We start from the raw sequence: 18,106 nt of genomic DNA, 5'->3' as shown, positions 1-18,106 counted from the left end.
TCACCCTTTCTCTACGACTTTAACTGCTTCTTTAATTCATATAGTGTATTGATCGCGTCCATCGGCGTCATTTCCATAATATCCACAGACTTCAAGCGATCTAGAATCGCTTTCTCACCGGACGATCGTGCTGGCTTCTTCTTTTCCTCTGCTTGATCAAAGAAAGCAAGCTGCGCATCATCTTCTTTGACTTCGACCGTTTCTTTTTTCTCTACAGGGATTTTTGGAGCGCCAGGCTCTGCCTCAAACTCAGCTAATATCGCTTCTGCACGCTGAATGAGCGCATCAGGTAAATTGGCAAGCTGCGCCACGTGAATACCGTAACTTTTATCAGCGGATCCATCATGAACGCGATGAAGGAAAACAACTCTCCCCTTCTCTTCAACCGCTTTAACGTGAACATTTTTTACGCGATCAAGGTCTTCTTCAAGCGTTGTTAGCTCATGATAGTGCGTTGAGAACAGTGTCTTTGCTCTTACTTCACTATGCACATATTCAATAATTGACTGCGCAAGCGCCATGCCGTCATACGTTGACGTTCCGCGACCAATCTCATCAAGTAATATCAAGCTATCTTGCGTAGCACGCGTAATGGCGTAGTTCGCTTCAAGCATTTCCACCATAAACGTACTTTGACCAGCTGCAAGGTCATCTGCTGCACCGATTCGCGTAAAGATTTGATCAAATACAGGGAGCACAGCGGATTCCGCTGGTACGAAGCAACCGATCTGCCCAAGGATCGAAATCAAGGCGAGCTGGCGCATGTACGTACTTTTACCACTCATGTTAGGACCTGTAATTAAGAGGATTTCACGATCGCGATCCATCATCACGTCGTTTGCCACATACTCTCGGCCTTTTAACATTTTCTCAACGACTGGGTGACGTCCACCTTCAACAGCCACTTTACGTTCTTTGGAGAAGACTGGCTTAGTGAAGCGATTTTCTTCACTTACAACCGCGAACGATTGAAGCACGTCGAGCTCACTAATTTTCCTCGCAAGCTGCTGAAGCTCAGGAATGTAAGTCTTCACTTCTTCACGCAAGTTCGCAAACAAGCTATATTCGAGATCAACAATCTTTTCTTCCGCTTCCAAAATGAGCGTTTCCTTCTCTTTTAGTTCAGGGGTAATAAAACGCTCCGCATTAGACAGCGTCTGTTTCCGCTCATAACGACCTTCTGGAAGGTTCGGAAGGTTTGATCTTGTTACTTCGATATAATAACCAAAGACTTTGTTGTAGCCAATTTTAAGAGATTTAATCCCCGTACGCTCTCGCTCCTGCATTTGGAGGGCCGCAATCCAGTCTTTGCCGTTCCGACTCGCATCGCGGTATTTATCAAGATCCGCATGATAGCCGTCTCGAATCATTTGACCTTCTTTCACAGAAAGAGGCGGGTTATCTTCAATCGCCGCCTGTAGAAGCTGAACGAGATCATCACATGGGAGGATTTCCTCCGCAAGCTCATTCGCATATGGGTTATCAAGAGATCCCACTGCCTGCTTGATTTCTGGAATTTTCTCTAGCGATTTTCGCAACTGTACGAGATCACGAGCGTTTAGGTTTCCAAACGCCACTTTCCCTGCAAGTCGCTCAAGGTCATAGACGCCCTGAAGCTGTTCACGAATCGTCTCACGTTCAAAGAACTGCTTCATTAACGTCTCGACAAGCTCCTGTCGCTTCTCAATTTCTCGCTGCTGTAAGAGCGGGCGCTCAACCCACTGCTTTAGTAATCGTCCGCCCATTGCTGTTACTGAACTATCAAGGAACCAGACGAGAGAGCCTGTCCGCTTTTTATCTCGAATCGTCTCCACTAGCTCGAGGTTTCGTTTAGAATTCACATCAAGTTTCATATATTGGGAAACGTGATAGTGACGAAGCGGCTGAAGATGATCCATTGAGCGCTTTTGTGTACGAATCAAATATTGAAGAAGTCGGCCAAACACCTGAAGAAGCTTCGGCTGATCGATATGGTCACTTAACTTCTGCAGCGATTCTGGAATCGTCACATCATCTTCAATCGATACGGTAACGGTCATTCGCTCTTGAATCGCTGTAGAAAGTGCCTCACTATCACTCGCAAGAATGACTTCGCGCGGGGCCAGATTCGAGAGCTCACCGATTACTTCATGATGATCGCCAGCTAAAATTGTTGCCATCGATTCACCTGTCGTTAAATCATTCGCCGCAAGCGCATAAGTCTCATCATCAAATACGGAGATGGCCACAATGTAGTTATTTTCCTTTTCTTTAATTAAATGGTCCGACATCACCGTACCTGGCGTAATAAGCTGAACGACTTCTCTTCGAACGACGCCTTTCGCCTGTTTCGGATCTTCTGTTTGTTCACAAATCGCAATCTTATAACCTTTTGTCACTAGCTGTGATATATAGTTTTCAGCAGCATGATAAGGCACACCACACATCGGAATGCGGTCTTCTCCCCCACCATCTCTGCTCGTTAATGTAATCTCCAATTCCTTCGAAGCGCGCATCGCATCCTCGAAGAACATCTCATAAAAGTCGCCTAAACGAAAAAATAAAAAGGCATCCTGGTACTCTGCCTTAATCCGTAAATATTGTTCCATCATCGGGGTATATCGAGCCATGTTTCTTCTCCACCAATCTTAAATCTATTCAAATAACAGTATAGCATATCAGAAAAGCGGAGTGTGCCTGTTTAAATCCGTAGGGCGTTGGAATCCCTGAGAATGAGACATTTTATGTCTCAATCGAAGGGGTGAAACGACCGAAGGATTTGGCACACGCAGCTAGACAAGAAAAGCGGAGTGTGCCTGTTTAAATCCGTAGGACGTTGGAATCCCTGAGAATGAGACGTTTTGTGTTTCAATCGAAGGGGTGAAACGACAAATTGGCGGTTAGACTCTATAAGCTCTTAATGACAAAATAAAAACCAGGAAGAAGGATTGCTTCTCCCTGGACGCACTATTCCTCTAGATCACCAATTAAAAAGTTCGGATCCAAATCTTCAAACTCTTCATCGTCTACATCATAATCCCAATCGTCATCATCGTCTCCGCAGCCATCCGGATTAACGTATACGCAAATTTTCGTTTCGCCAATCACTTCTACAAGAAACTCTCTTTCCACTTGAACAATGACCTTATGACCGCTCGGTGCAATAGTAGCTTCGAGACAGTTAGGCTCCTGTATCGCTTTTGCAACCACTTCTTCAGCAACACAGTCTTTGTCTTTGTAGCGAAGAGGAATTTCTTCATGATATTTGACTGTTTCTGTTACGACTTCTGTTTTCGTATTATGGCTGTAAGAGTACCAGATATTAATGTCATAAGAACCTTCCACCTGTACAACGTCACCACGCTTCTTCGCAGTGAATTGATTGTTAATAATCCAGCAACCCAGAATACTAGAAGGCTTATGGTTTGGTGTTACTGTGTTTGTATCCTGTGTGAATTTACGCCCTTTTCCGCAAACAGCTTTGGCGAATATCTCTCTGTAATTATATTCCTCTGACATCGATCATACCTCCTCTTCCAATCTTCATTCTCATCCTATGCAAGACAAACGACCAGTGTTCCTCTTTTTTTACTTCAACACGAAATAACATGACCAACACCATAAAATAAATGTTTTCTTATATATAAAGGCTGTTCCACTATCAGTCTATGTCTCGAATGTCCAATGCTTTACAACCTTTTCGTATTTTTCTTAAAAAAGTATGGTATGTGAAAAATATATAAAGAAATAAGTTAAGCCTAGGAGGCGTTTTATCCTCTCAGGCTTAACTTATCTACAATCTCTAATAGACGTTCACTGTCTTCTGATAATACTCCTTCTGATAACCGTGCCCCCGCAATAATCGGAGCCCACTCCATGATTTCCCCTTTTGATAAGCCGCTTTTTATGCAATAGAGCTGTAAATACAGTTCCGCTAATTCGCTTGAAAATTGCGTATACAATAGATACGTTCTGTAAACATCTGCTCGGCTATCCCCAGCGCTAGCATCCACCCAATCAATAATCGTTACTTGATCGTCCATAATCAGATTAAATAGATGAAAATCACCGTGACAAAGCTGCTTCTTAACTGGCATTTCACTCAATTTGAGGAATAACGCTGTTTTTTGAGATTGACTTAATCGATCCGCTGCACCTATTTGGCGTGTTAGCTTTTCGGTCATCGGTTCAAATGAGTCGGCGCTGATCCGATGAATGCTTTGTTGAATGTCAATGGACATCTCCATATAGTGCTGTGCTAGATTCCTATTTTCTAAAAGTAGCTCACCTAACGTGCGACCGCTGATTTTTTCCATCATGATTGCCTGTCTACCATCTATTTTCGTTACCTCAATGACTTTCGGTACCGGAAGTCCTTTTGATAAAGCGTAACGTTGCTTCTCAGCTTCATAGAAAGAGGTTCCTTCTGGAAGGTCTTCACGAAACACTTTCACAATTTTCTCTTGAACGATGTAAATTTTCGCTGTATTTCCAGCAGCGATTGGATGACCAAGCTCCATGTCGCTACTCCTCTCTTTTTGAATTTCTCGAACGAGCAAATCTCATCCGGCACATGGACCACTGAAGTGTGGATTGTTGAATCTCATCAAAGATATCCCACAGGTGATCAACAAACGTTACTTCTACCTGACGACGGAATAGCTCCTGAATGGGGTGATCTATCTCAATCTTATTCAGTGGAACTTGGGTGGTTTCGCTTACATAATAGCCAGCATTCTCGTCTTGGAGCTTAAAATGCATCGCATCGAACTCATACAAATAGAGTTTAGTTCGAGTCATCGTTTCAAACCAGCTATTTTCAAGGACGATCACATGCTGACAACTCGAAGATAGATATGTTTGCTTATCTGCATCTGAAGTATTTGGCCCGACGTGAAAGCAAACGCGCGGACAATTCCGTGGTGTTAAAAAGTTAGGTAAACAAATTTCGTTAACGGCCCAAACGAGTCCTATTGATTGGTCAAGATCTTTACGCGTAGGAATCCTTGGGTGAAATTTTTGAATATCGTCTTCTTCACTTACATGAAAAATACGCACACCATTGCCTCCTCTAGGATTCAGCTATTCAGGCTATAACGCCATTACCCTTTCGCTATTAAAATACATAGAAACTCTTCCGTTTGAATAAATAGCTTATGTAGTCTCTTTGTTCACTTTAACATAATTATCCAATATAATAAGTGACTATTTCAAAAAACAGTTTGCATCCAATAAAAAAAGCCTTCCAATAAACCATTGGAAGGCTTTCGTATTCATATTAAATGATGAACATATGGAAGCTATTACTTACAACCAGGTCCCTGCTGACTTGAGCCAGTAGTTCCTTCAAGTACGTTTCCACCAGTTGATTCGATAATTTCATCTGTTACCGTGTTAGAAATCGTATTTGCTACAAGTTGAAGAAGATCATTCACATCCGACTGCGAGCGCTTGAATTCCTGTACGACAGGAATTTCATCAAGCTGCTGCATGAGTTTGTCAATACGCTCATCCTTCTCCTTCAATGCTTCATGCTTGCTGTAGTGCTGAAGATTAACCGCTTCTTTTTGCTCTAGTTTAATACGAGCAATCAGACTTTGAACCTTTTTATTTTCGTTAATCTTTTCTTCTGCACGTTTGAAGAAATCAACTTCTTCTGTTTCAGATACGAGCTTCGCAAGATCTTTTGCTTTTGCAATTACTTCCATTCTTGATATCATTATGCATTCACCTCAGCCGTTTTTTCGATGTATTCTCCATCAAGTGACCACGTTTTTGCTTTTGTGATTTTCACCTGAACAATTTGACCAACTAACGATTTAGGACCTCTAAAGTTTACTACTTTGTTCTTACTCGTATAGCCAGAAAGAACGTCTGCATTTTTCTTACTTTCCCCTTCAACTAGCACTTCTACGATCTGTCCTTCAAAAACAGCGTTGTTTTTGGCAGCCATTTCATTCACAAGGGCATTCAAGCGCTGAAGGCGTTCTTTCTTCACTTCCATTGGGACGTTATCTTTCATTTTAGCAGCTGGTGTACCATCACGCTGGGAGTAAATGAACGTATACGCACTGTCATACTCTACTTCCTTCACAAGCTCCATCGTTTCTTCGAATTGCTCATCCGTTTCATTAGGGAACCCTACGATGATATCTGTTGTAAAGGTTGCGTTAGGCATAACCTTTTTAATTTTACTAACTAGTTCTAAATACGTTTCACGTGTGTAGCGACGGTTCATTAATTTCAGAACTTCATTGCTTCCACTTTGCACAGGAAGGTGAATATGATCAACTAAGTTACCACCCTGACCGAGCACTTCCACAAGACGATCATCAAAGTCACGTGGATGGCTCGTCGTGAAGCGAACTCTTGGAATATCAATCTTATGAATCTCGTTCATAAGATCACCAAGTCCATACTCAATGTCTTCTAAATCTTTCCCGTAGGCGTTTACATTCTGTCCGAGAAGCGTCACTTCTTTATAGCCTTTAGCAGCTAAATGGCGTACTTCTTGAATAATATCTTCAGGGCGCCGGCTTCTTTCTTTCCCTCGTGTATAAGGAACAATGCAATATGTACAGAATTTATCACAGCCGTACATGATATTAACCCATGCTTTGATTTCACCTTTTCTCGTTCTAGGAAGGTTCTCAATAATGTCGCCTTCTTTAGACCATACTTCCATTACCATTTCTTTACCGAAGACAGCTTGCTCCATCAGTTCTGGAAGACGGTGAATGTTATGTGTTCCAAAGATTAAATCAACAAATTGATGCTTCTGCATAATACGGTTTACGACAGATTCTTCCTGTGACATACACCCGCATACGCCAATGATTAAATCGGGATTTTCCATTTTTAACGGTTTTAGATGACCGAGCTCACCAAATACTTTGTTTTCCGCATTTTCACGAATCGCACACGTATTTAGGAGAACAACATCCGCCTCTGTGACTTCCGTTGTAGCTTCAAATCCCATTTCTTCAAAAATTCCTGCCATTACTTCTGTATCGTGTTCATTCATTTGACATCCGTACGTACGAATCAAAAACTTTTTATCTTTCCCAAGGTTTTTAATATTCTCTGGAATTTCAAAATCATAATGAACGTTTACATTTTCTTTCCCTCTGCGCTTAGCATCTTTTAAGTTAGGTGCCTGGTACGTTGTCTGGAAATATTTCGCGAAATCTTCCGTTGTTTTCTCTGTTTTCTTTACATGGATTTGCGAATCCAGACGCTGTTGTTCATTCATGTCGTTCGACTCCTTTCTAATTAAAAAGGATGACCCTGCTATGAAAAAGAGCATAACGCTCCTAAACTTAGAAAAAACCTCGCTAATAGAAATCAATTCTATAAAAGCTTCGTTTTATACGTTATCCTTTATTGTCAATTAAGAAATGTGTAACTAATGGACATTCCTTTATTATAAGGGGTTCAGAGTATTTAATCAATAAAACCTGGAAAAAGGAGAAAGCCCAGGATAGATGAACTAACGCAGATGTGGGTACAAAATTATCCTAAAAAAAGAGAGGGATCGCTCCCCCTCCACCTTTCATTTATAAAATTCCAAGCTCTTTTCCAGACTTTTCAAATGCATCCAGTGCTTCTTGAAGATCTTCTTTGGAATGTTGAGCCGTTACGATCGTACGAACGCGGCCTTTTCCTTTAGCAACGGTAGGGAACGCGATGCCCTGCGCAAAAACGCCGTTCTCAAATAGTTTATCAGAGAATTTATGTGTGAGCGCTTCGTCACCTATGATGACAGGTGTTACTGGTGTCTCACTAATGCCTGTGTCAAAACCAAGTTCTTTCAAACCGGCTTTAAAGAATTTCGTGTTATCCCAAAGCTTCTCGATTAACTCCGGCTCTTCCACAAGAACGTCGATTGCTGCTGAGCAAGCAGCTGTTACAGCTGGAGGATGAGAAGTACTAAACAAGAATGGACGACCTTTATGGATCAGGTAATCGCGAAGTGTTTTTGTACTTGCAATGTAACCACCTAGAACGCCAATTGCTTTACTAAGCGTACCAACTTGGATGTGAACGCGTCCGTTTAAGCCGAAGTGGTCAACCGTACCGCGACCGTTCTCACCAAGTACACCACTCGCGTGAGCGTCATCAACCATCACAAGCGCATCATACTTTTCACAAAGCTCGACAATTTCAGTTAGCGGTGCAATGTTTCCGTCCATTGAGAAAACACCATCCGTCACAACAAGACGCGTACGATAATCTTGTGTTTCTTTCAGTGCGTTCTCAAGGTCTTCCATGTCCGTATGCTTGTAAATACGACGTCCCGCTTTTGTTAAGCGAATGCCGTCAATGATCGAAGCGTGGTTTAGTTCATCAGAAATCACGACGTCTTCTTTCGATAGGATCGCTGAAAGGACTGCTTGATTCGTTGCAAAACCTGATTGAAGAACGAGCGCCGCTTCTGTGTGCTTGAACTCAGCAAGCTTTTCTTCAAACTGTTCGTGCATTGAAAGCGTTCCTGCAATCGTTCGAACAGAACCTGTTCCTGCACCGTATTTTTCAACGGCTTCAATCGCTGCTTGTTTCATTTTCGGATGGTCCGTCAGTCCGAGATAGTTGTTTGATGACAGCTGAATGACGTTTTTTCCTTTAATCGTAACGCGTGACCCTTGAGCGGATTCAAGCGGAATTAAATTACGAAACACGCCTTCCTCTTGCATTTGATCAAGCTCTTCTTGGAGATATTCAAAACCTTTCATTGATCGGCCTCCTCATTATTATGTAATGGCTCAATTTGAGCCTTATGGATGTAATACTACCTTACCACATTTACCCTCGATCATTAATTCGAAGCCTTTTTCAAAGTCTTCAAGCGGGAAGTGATGTGTAATCATTGGCTCTACATCTACCTGACCTGACTGCAATAATCCAGAAACCTGGCGCCATGTTTCAAACATTTTTCTTCCCGTAATTCCTTGAACGGTAATCCCTTTGAAAACAATGTCATTTGTCACATCAATTTCAACTGGTCGCACCGGTAAACTTAGAATAGAAACGCGGCCACCGTTTGTCACCATTTTGAAGCCCTGGTTCATTGCAATCGGATGTCCTGACATCTCGCATACAACGTCAACGCCATGGCCATGTGTTAGCTCCTTCACAACTTGAAGAGGATCTTCATTTCGTGAATTAATGACGGTTGTTGCACCCATTTCTTTCGCAAGATCAAGGCGATAGTCATTTAAATCAAGTGCAATGACCTGTGATGCTCCAGCTGCTTTCGCTACACCTACAGCCATTATTCCGATTGGCCCACAGCCAATGATCGCTACGGTCTTTCCTGCTACATCTCCAGCGAGTACAGTATGTACTGCGTTCCCCATTGGCTCTTGAACAGAAGCGACATCGAATGAAAGAGACTCAGGATTTTTCCATATGTTTTGTGATGGAAGAGCCACATATTCCGCAAAACAGCCGTCCGTATCAACACCAATGATTTTCGTATTTTCGCAAATATGAAACTTCCCTGTTAAACATTGTGGACATTGATTGCAGACAATATGAGTTTCAGCTGAAACATGATCTCCAACCTCAAGGTTAGTTACGTTCTTACCTTTTTCTACAACCACTCCAGCAAATTCATGACCAAAAACATATGGAGGGTTTACGCGGCTCTGAGACCATTCATCCCACGTATAAATATGTACATCTGTTCCGCAAATCGATGTTGCTTTTACTTGAATTAATACTTCATTATCATTAATTTGTGGAATATCAACGGTTTGTAGCTGAGCACCCTTTGCACGTTCATGCTTTACAATCGCCTTCATTTTTCCTTCCACAGCGTACACCTCACTTTTCCGAAACATTCTCTAATCACTGTTATCACAACTATACTATCATTTATTATTTATCACGTAAAGGTGAACTGTCCTCCACACGCGGACAGTTATAGTTTTATTTATGGAATGGGATGACGACAAAATCCCCATAAAAAAACCCTTCTACACAGAAGGGTTCATGTTCGTATTACATAAATTCAGCCATTAATTCCGAGAACTTCTCCTTTGGAAGCGTTAGCTCCTGCTTGGATAAGGCATCTGCACTATATCCTCTTACGGACTCTTGATAAGAAGGACGATTAGGGTTGTGATAAATAAGACCTTTTACCAATCCGTCGTGCTCCATTAATGTTTGCATCGCCAACATTCGATTTTTCGGATCATATCCTTCGATATCACTCAAGCTAATGAGGTTTTGTTTAAACCAGTCATACGTATTAACTTTGTTAAACGTAACGCACGGGCTAAACACGTTAATTAAAGAGAAGCCTTTATGTTGAATTCCTTGCTCAATGATCGCTACAAGGTCCTTTAAATCTGTTGAAAAGCTTTGGGCCACAAAGCCACAGCCGCTTGAGAGCGCAAGTTCCATTATTGATAAAGAAGACTCAATGGAACCTGTAGGCGTACTTTTTGTTTTAAAGCCTTCTGCACTCGTTGGAGAGGTCTGTCCTTTTGTTAGACCATAAATTTGATTGTCCATCACGATATAGGTAATATCAATATTTCGTCGCATCGCATGAATGGTATGCCCCATACCGATTGCGAAGCCGTCCCCATCTCCGCCTGACGCAATAACCGTTAATTCTCGGTTTGCCATCTTCACGCCCTGTGCAATAGGAAGTGACCTGCCATGTATCCCATGAAAGCCATACGCGTTAATATACCCGCTTATACGACCAGAGCAACCAATGCCGGAAATTACAGCAAGATCATCTGGTTCAAGACCTACATTTGCTGCCGCGCGCTGAATGGCCGCTTGAACCGAGAAATCTCCACAGCCAGGACACCAGTTAGGTTTTACCTGATTCCGAAAATCTTTAAATGTGGCCATTCGCTAACATCTCCTTGCATTGTTGGTGGATGTCTCCAGGTAGAAATGGATTTCCATCGTATTTCAATAGACTTTCAATTTTCTCCCCATAACCTACATTCATTTTTACGAGACTTGCAAGCTGACCAGTCGCATTGTGTTCAATGACAATCACTTTCTTCGCAGCCTGTAACATTGGCTGAAGCTCATCTACAGGGAAAGGATGGACAAGTCGGATTTGCGCGTGGTTTACTTTTAATCCATCTGCTTCAAGTCTTGGCATTACTTCTTCAATACTTCCTCTTGTCGAATTAAAACCAACCAGAAGGACATCTGGCTCTTCATGCTGCTCCACTTTAAAAACAGGCTGTGGGAATGATAAATTGCTGATTTTACGAAGCCTCTTCTCCATTTGATCTTTTCGATTCTGCGGAACCTCAGATGGCTTTCCTGTCTCATCATGTTCTACTCCTGTGACATGAAAAATGCCATTTTTCGTGCCAGGAATCACGCGATTGGATATCCCATCATCAGTAACTTCAAAGCGTTTAAAATATGATTTATCTTCTCGCTCAGCGATTGCGTCATCACTTAACTTCCCTCGACGAATCTTGATTTTATTGTAATCGAGCGGTTCAACACTTTGTTTTCCTAATGATAATTGAAGATCAGATAGTAGAATGACCGGACACTGATATTCCTCAGCCAAATTGAATGCTTCAATCGCATCATAAAATGCTTCTTCCACGGTACTTGGCGCAATCACTATCTTAGGAATCTCTCCATGTGTGCCGTAAATCATCGCCAGTAAATCAGACTGTTCTTGTTTAGTAGGAAGTCCCGTACTCGGTCCCCCTCGCTGCGTATCAACGATCACAAGAGGCGTTTCAGTAATACCAGATAAGCCTATAGCCTCCATCATAAGGGATAAACCAGGTCCTGCAGATGCGGTTAACGTTCGAACGCCTGCGTAATTTGAACCAATCGCCATCGTTGCAGCCGCAATTTCATCTTCCGTCTGCACGACCGTCCCACCAAACTCTGGCAGCTTCTTAATTAAGTACTCCATGATTTCTGATGCTGGCGTAATTGGGTATGCAGCCATTAACCTTGCCCCTCCCGCCAGGGCACCAAGCGCGATCGCATCATTTCCAATCATGAACATACGATGCTTTCCATCCGCTTTCTTTAACGAAAGCGTTTGAACACGATTACCCGCGGATTCATTGTAAGCATCAGCGCCACGCTGAATCGCCTCCATGTTATTGTTCACAACTTTTTCGCCTTTACGGCCAAATATCTCTTCGACGACAGCTTGATACGTCGCAGTATCAATTCCTAACGCCGCGCTTGTTGCGCCAATTGCCACCATATTCTTCATCAGTGATGTTCCTAGTTCAGTTGCGATTTCAGTAAAGGGAATGATCACGAGCGTCGCCTGACAATTCTCAGGCTTCACTGGCTTGAATTTGGCATCACCGATAATAATTCCTTTACTATGAAGCTCATGAGCATTTACATCAATTGTTTCCTGATCAAACGCAATAAGCATGTCAAGGTCATCTGAGACCGCTCGAACTTCTTTCGTACTAACACGGATCTTATTATTCGTATGCCCGCCTTTGATACGGGACGAGAAATGCCGGTAACCATACAAGTAGTAGCCAAGTCGATTTAATGCAATCGCAAATATTTCTCCTGTACTATCTATTCCTTCACCCTGCTGTCCTCCAACTTTCCACGAAAGTTGTTCGATCATAACGTCCCACCCTTTCTAATCTAGTACCTGAAACCGCTTGCTTATATTACTAGTTCGAAATAGGATGATAATTCCCTGCTCACGAAGCTCACAATTACTAAATTCTTACTTACTCAGGTAGTCTAGCCATAAAGTTTTCACCTAAAAAGCCATTTACTTGGTCATCATTGTAATAGCGATGTAGTTCCTCAATAAGTCGAGGATAGTCGCTGTAGCATGTTAAACCTTTCGGAACTTGATCAATTCCATCAAAATCAGAGCCAAGTCCAATATTCTCCGCGCCACCGAGGCTACAGATGTGTTCAATATGATGGATAATATCCGAAACACTTGCATTCCGATCATTTCGTAGAAACTTAGGCACAAACGTCACGCCGATCAAGGAATTCTGTTCAATTAGCGCCGATAACTGTTGATTATCCAAGTTTCTTGGATGGGTGCAAATGGCTTTGGCATTCGAGTGAGAGGCGATGACGTAGCGTCCTTGCTCTAACACATCCCAAAATGCTCGGACTGAAAGATGCGAAACATCCGTCCAAACCCGATGCTGGTTATGTAAATCGACAACGCTTCTTCCAAAATCAGTTAGTCCTGCGCCCCTTGATTCAAGAATACCGTCTGCTGTTGCATTCCCATAATTCCACGTTAATCCAACCGATCGTACACCAAGTCGAATGAGCGTTTTAAGCCTTGTTGCTTCACTCCCTATTGCATCTACGCCTTCTAGCGTGAGCATCGCTCCTATTTTCCCATCAGGAAGCTGCTCTGCCTCTTTTTTGGAATAAACCGCAACAACATCCTCATATGGCTTGATAACCTTCTCATGGAAAATCTCAACCATTTCAAGAGCACAATCAAATTTAGCGGAAGCTGGCACGCTTTCTGGAACATAGATCGCAAAGAGCTGTAGCTTTGCTCCTGCCCTTCTCATTTGCTCAAGGTTTGTATGGAGTCCTTCCCCATTTTCAAAGGAAAGCGATGGATTTAACCACATTTTACATAATACGTCACAGTGTGCATCTACTATATTCATCAAGATCCCCCTTCATTCTTCTGCGTTTCAAATTAAAGTATAAAAAACCTGTTTGTAAAAACAAACAGGTTTTTCTGACGGAATGATTTAGCGAGGCTCTACAATGAGCTTAATTGCGGTACGCTCTTCACCATCAATTAAAATATCGGTGAAAGCAGGGATACAAATGAGGTCAACGCCACTAGGTGCTACAAACCCTCTTGCGATGGCTACTGCTTTAACAGCCTGATTTAATGCACCTGCTCCAATCGCTTGAATCTCGGCATTACCGCGTTCCCGAAGGACGCCCGCAAGTGCACCAGCTACAGAATTAGGATTGGATTTTGCTGAAACTTTTAATATATCCATTATAGCCCCTCCTTAATTTGATCATCCATTACCACTCTAGACTATATTCCTTGTAAGAAGCTTGTATTCCTGCTGTTTCCGTCATCTTTTCAAAACGTTTTAATCATAGAATGGATGGTCGTCATTGATCGCAATCCGTTGAATCTTTGTTGCCTTACCAGTTTTTGGATCTAGTGTTAAAAAGACCCCACTAAGTTGTTCCCGACCTTTTGTTACTTCAAACCTTACAGGCATTGTCGTAAGGAACTTCTTAATTACCGCTTCACGCTCCATACCAAGAATACCATCGTAAGGACCTGTCATTCCTGCATCTGTCATATAAGCCGTTCCACCTGGCAAGATGCGCTCATCAGCTGTTTGAACATGAGTATGTGTTCCAACGACTGCCGTCACTCTGCCATCAAGATACCAGCCCATCGCCTGTTTTTCACTCGTTGTTTCTGCATGAAAATCAACAAAAATGACCGGTGTTCTCTCTCTCATCTCTTCAATCAGTTCATCCGCTTTACGGAACGGATCATCCATCGCAGGAAGAAATGTTCTTCCCTGCAAGTTAATGACACCTACTTCAACACCATTAATGTTCACAATCGTTGAACCGTTTCCTGGCGTTCCTTCTGGGAAGTTAGCAGGTCTGACGAGTTTAGGAGCACGATCGATAAATTCAAAAATTTCACGGTTGTCCCATGTATGATTACCCATCGTAATGACTTGTGCGCCTGACTCAAGAAAGCCACGGTAGATCTTCTCTGTAATGCCGCGACCACTTGCCGCATTCTCGCCATTCACAATCGTAAAAGTAGGTTTGTATTTTTTCTTTAAGCGAGGTAAATAAGTAGAAATCATATTGCGTCCTGGAGAGCCAACAACGTCTCCAATAAAAAGTATATTCATTATAATGCTCCAATCTCTTAGTTCATTCTTTATCAGTTTATCAAAAGAAAGTATGATTCGTAAGTTTTAGGTGAAATTAAATAAAGCGATGCACGCGGCATCGCTTTATTTTGCATACTCAACTGCCCTTGTTTCACGGATGACCGTGACCTTAATGTGCCCAGGGTAGTCCAGTTCATTTTCAATTTTCTTCGTAATTTCTCGTGCGAGACGATATGATGAAACGTCATCAACAAGATCAGGCTTAACCATGATCCTGATTTCTCGGCCAGCTTGAATCGCGAATGATTTCTCAACGCCTTCAAACGACTCTGAAATTTCCTCAAGTTTCTCAAGACGGCGAATATACGTCTCAAGTGTTTCACGACGCGCTCCCGGACGTGCAGCTGACAATGCATCGGCTGCTGCCACAAGCGTTGAAATTACTGATGTTGCTTCCGTATCACCATGGTGAGATGCGATTGCATTTATAACAACCGGATGCTCTTTATACTTCGTCGCAAGCTCAACGCCAATTTCAACGTGGCTACCTTCGACTTCGTGGTCAATCGCTTTACCAAGATCATGAAGGAGACCAGCGCGACGTGCTAACTGTACGTCTTCTCCAAGCTCTGCGGCCATAAGACCCGTTAGATAAGCAACTTCCATGGAATGCTTCAAGACATTCTGTCCATAACTTGTACGGAATTTCAAACGGCCCAGGATCTTAATAAGATCCGGGTGGAGTCCGTGAACTCCAATTTCAAATGTGGATTGTTCTCCAACTTCGCGAATGTATTCATCCACTTCCCTGCGTGATTTCTCAACCATTTCTTCAATTCGTGCAGGGTGAATTCTTCCATCCTGTACGAGCTTATCCAGGGCATTACGAGCAATTTCTCTTCGTATCGGATCAAAACCTGACAGAATAACTGCCTCAGGTGTATCATCGATAATCAAGTCAATCCCCGTTAACGTTTCAAGAGTTCGAATGTTTCGGCCTTCACGACCGATGATTCGACCTTTCATCTCATCATTAGGCAGGTTTACAACGGAAACCGTTGTTTCTGCAACATGATCCGCTGCACAGCGCTGAATCGCAAGCGAAAGTACTTCTCTCGCTTTCTTATCAGCTTCTTCTTTCGCATAGTTCTCGCGCTCTTTCACCATCTGCGCCAGCTCATGCTCAAGCTCCTGCTCACTTTCACGGAAGATGATTTGCTTCGCTTCTTCCCTTGTTAAACCGGAAATTCGCTGAAGCTCGTGTTGTTGCTCTTGAAGCAACTCCTCCACTTTGCCTTCCATCTCTTCAATTTGCCGTTGTTTTTTGGTGAGAGAGTCCTCTCTTCTTTCGAGGGAATCCTCTTTTTTGTCAAGAGTCTCACTTTTGCGATCAAGGACCTCTTCTTTTTGTACCAAACGATTCTCTTGTTTTTGTAACTCATTTCTGCGTTCACGAATTTCACGCTCAGCTTCAACACGAAGATTATGATTCTCGTCCTTCGCTTCAAGCATAGCTTCCTTCTTCAAAGCTTCAGCGTCGTTTTTACCTTCTTTGATAATCCGTTGCGCTTCCATTTCTGCACTGGAGATTTTCGCTTCAGCAATCGTTTTGCGAACAAGAAATCCAACAACTGCTCCGACGACTGCAGAGACCAGCATAGTGGAGATGATGATCACTATATCCATCGAACTCACCTCCTCCTGCTATCAACTTGTTGGTTTGCTGTCATGTTAATTCTTAGTACCACTTGCAAAATTTCAATCCAGCACATTTCATCTGTTAAGAATAAAGTATAATTCTACTAGAAAATTATAATTATACAATTAATATTGTATCTTTCAGAGTAAAGGTTGTCAAGAGAGCACATCAGGGCAAAATCCCTTCAAATTACTCATTATTGCTCTTTTTTTCGCCTTGAACTCTTAGTGAAAATGCCTTGATTGAGGGGGCATTCACTGCCTGATCATGGAAAATCAGCTTTCTATGTCAGTACAACGTTTCGTATCGAAAGACTATGTAAGTAGATAAAAAGCCGGCCATTATGACCGACTTTCTATCAAGCGTCTTATTCTTCTTCAGGTAGAAGCGTGTCTTTACCTGCAGCTGATTCATCTATCTGCTTATCTGCATCTAGATTGTGATGAGCGCGAATACGCCCTTCAATTTCAGCTTCCATTGCTGGGTTTTCTTTCAAGAATTGCTTTGCATTTTCACGGCCCTGCCCAAGACGTTCGCCTTCGAATGAGAACCATGCGCCGCTCTTCTGAACGATTTCAAGGTTTGAACCAATATCAAGGATCTCACCTTGCTTGGAAATCCCTTCTCCGTACATAATGTCAACTTCTGCCTGTTTAAACGGCGGAGCGACCTTGTTCTTTACAACTTTAATACGCGTTTTGTTACCGACCATATCGTTACCCTGCTTCAGCGTTTCAGCACGACGAACTTCTAAACGAACAGATGAATAGAACTTCAGCGCACGTCCGCCTGGAGTTGTTTCTGGGTTCCCGAACATAACCCCAACTTTTTCACGAATCTGGTTAATAAAGACCGCGGTAGTTTTGGATTTATTAATCGCACCTGAAAGCTTACGAAGCGCTTGAGACATTAGACGCGCCTGCAAACCAACGTGCGCATCTCCCATTTCACCTTCGATTTCTGCCTTTGGTACAAGAGCAGCTACGGAGTCAACTACAACCATATCAACTGCACCGCTTCGTACGAGCGCTTCCGCAATTTCTAGGGCTTGTTCTCCTGTATCAGGTTGAGAAAGTAGTAGCTCATCGATGTTAACACCAAGCTTTTCTGCATAAACCGGATCCAGAGCGTGCTCAGCATCAATAAAAGCAGCCTGGCCACCGTTACGCTGTACTTCTGCGATAGCGTGAAGGGCAACTGTTGTTTTACCAGAAGATTCCGGGCCGTATACTTCGATAACACGACCTCTTGGATAACCACCCACACCAAGAGCAATATCAAGAGCCAGTGAACCAGTTGATACTGTAGAGACTCTTTGCTCAGCTTGTTCGCCGAGTTTCATGATTGAACCTTTACCGAATTGTTTTTCTATTTGTCTAAGTGCCATATCTAAGGCAGCTTTACGATCACTCACGAATGAATTCCTCCTCGTTATTAAACTATCACTATCATATCTCTTTTTAGGTGATTTGCCAATAGAAAACCGAACATTTATTCGTCTTTTTTTATTTTCTACCCTATTGACTTTTCACGTCCCGATTATTATAACTTGATAAAAAAAGAA

At 42.6% G+C, this 18,106-nt stretch carries 15 protein-coding genes; all 15 read right to left on the bottom strand.

Features of this window, described 5'->3' with window-relative positions:
- Positions 1 to 11: 11 nt before the first annotated feature.
- Entirely contained in the window at positions 12 to 2,609 is a 2,598-nt protein-coding gene (gene mutS, locus Q4550_RS07325) for a DNA mismatch repair protein MutS (protein WP_303531342.1), read from the bottom strand.
- 337 nt (positions 2,610 to 2,946) lie between these two features.
- Complete coding sequence (locus tag Q4550_RS07320; protein ID WP_194221469.1) at positions 2,947 to 3,498, bottom strand: outer spore coat protein CotE; 552 nt, start codon at positions 3,496 to 3,498, stop codon at positions 2,947 to 2,949.
- Between the two features lie 251 nt (positions 3,499 to 3,749).
- A complete protein-coding gene (locus Q4550_RS07315; protein WP_303531341.1) occupies positions 3,750 to 4,499 on the bottom strand; it encodes a phosphotransferase family protein in 750 nt (249 codons plus the stop codon).
- Positions 4,500 to 4,503: 4 nt separating this feature from the next.
- Positions 4,504 to 5,037, bottom strand: coding sequence for a DUF6886 family protein (locus Q4550_RS07310; RefSeq protein ID WP_303531339.1), 534 nt, complete (start codon positions 5,035 to 5,037; stop codon positions 4,504 to 4,506).
- Positions 5,038 to 5,282: 245 nt separating this feature from the next.
- Complete coding sequence (locus Q4550_RS07305; protein ID WP_194221466.1) at positions 5,283 to 5,699, bottom strand: YlbF/YmcA family competence regulator; 417 nt, start codon at positions 5,697 to 5,699, stop codon at positions 5,283 to 5,285.
- Positions 5,699 to 7,231 (bottom strand): tRNA (N6-isopentenyl adenosine(37)-C2)-methylthiotransferase MiaB, encoded by a 1,533-nt coding sequence (gene miaB, locus Q4550_RS07300; RefSeq protein WP_303531338.1) that lies wholly within the window; start codon positions 7,229 to 7,231, stop codon positions 5,699 to 5,701. Before miaB ends, Q4550_RS07305 begins: the two co-directional genes overlap by 1 nt.
- A 304-nt stretch (positions 7,232 to 7,535) precedes the next feature.
- Complete coding sequence (locus tag Q4550_RS07295; protein WP_194221464.1) at positions 7,536 to 8,711, bottom strand: glycine C-acetyltransferase; 1,176 nt, start codon at positions 8,709 to 8,711, stop codon at positions 7,536 to 7,538.
- Between the two features lie 42 nt (positions 8,712 to 8,753).
- Positions 8,754 to 9,794 carry an L-threonine 3-dehydrogenase gene (tdh, locus tag Q4550_RS07290; protein ID WP_303531337.1) on the bottom strand — a complete coding sequence of 347 codons (1,041 nt, stop codon included), beginning with the start codon at positions 9,792 to 9,794 and terminating at the stop codon, positions 8,754 to 8,756.
- A gap of 187 nt (positions 9,795 to 9,981) precedes the next feature.
- A complete protein-coding gene (locus tag Q4550_RS07285; RefSeq protein WP_303531336.1) occupies positions 9,982 to 10,848 on the bottom strand; it encodes a 2-oxoacid:ferredoxin oxidoreductase subunit beta in 867 nt (288 codons plus the stop codon).
- Positions 10,835 to 12,586 carry a 2-oxoacid:acceptor oxidoreductase subunit alpha gene (locus Q4550_RS07280; protein WP_303531334.1) on the bottom strand — a complete coding sequence of 584 codons (1,752 nt, stop codon included), beginning with the start codon at positions 12,584 to 12,586 and terminating at the stop codon, positions 10,835 to 10,837. The genes Q4550_RS07285 and Q4550_RS07280 overlap by 14 nt, the downstream gene beginning before the upstream one ends.
- 109 nt (positions 12,587 to 12,695) lie before the next feature.
- Positions 12,696 to 13,619 carry a dipeptidase gene (locus Q4550_RS07275; protein WP_303531331.1) on the bottom strand — a complete coding sequence of 308 codons (924 nt, stop codon included), beginning with the start codon at positions 13,617 to 13,619 and terminating at the stop codon, positions 12,696 to 12,698.
- A gap of 87 nt (positions 13,620 to 13,706) precedes the next feature.
- A complete protein-coding gene (gene spoVS / locus Q4550_RS07270) occupies positions 13,707 to 13,967 on the bottom strand; it encodes a stage V sporulation protein SpoVS (protein ID WP_044391806.1) in 261 nt (86 codons plus the stop codon).
- 99 nt (positions 13,968 to 14,066) lie between these two features.
- A complete protein-coding gene (locus tag Q4550_RS07265) occupies positions 14,067 to 14,861 on the bottom strand; it encodes a TIGR00282 family metallophosphoesterase (RefSeq protein ID WP_226612874.1) in 795 nt (264 codons plus the stop codon).
- A gap of 105 nt (positions 14,862 to 14,966) precedes the next feature.
- A complete protein-coding gene (gene rny / locus Q4550_RS07260) occupies positions 14,967 to 16,529 on the bottom strand; it encodes a ribonuclease Y (RefSeq protein ID WP_194221458.1) in 1,563 nt (520 codons plus the stop codon).
- Positions 16,530 to 16,909: 380 nt separating this feature from the next.
- The gene (gene recA / locus Q4550_RS07255; protein WP_283152221.1) at positions 16,910 to 17,956 is read right to left on the bottom strand and encodes a recombinase RecA; all 1,047 of its coding nucleotides are present in this window, start codon (positions 17,954 to 17,956) and stop codon (positions 16,910 to 16,912) included.
- Positions 17,957 to 18,106: the final 150 nt, after the last annotated feature.

Source organism: Anaerobacillus sp. 1_MG-2023 (assembly GCF_030547345.1).
Lineage (GTDB): Bacteria > Bacillota > Bacilli > Bacillales > Guptibacillaceae > Guptibacillus > Guptibacillus hwajinpoensis_B.
This window is presented reverse-complemented; position numbering and strand designations above follow the sequence as displayed.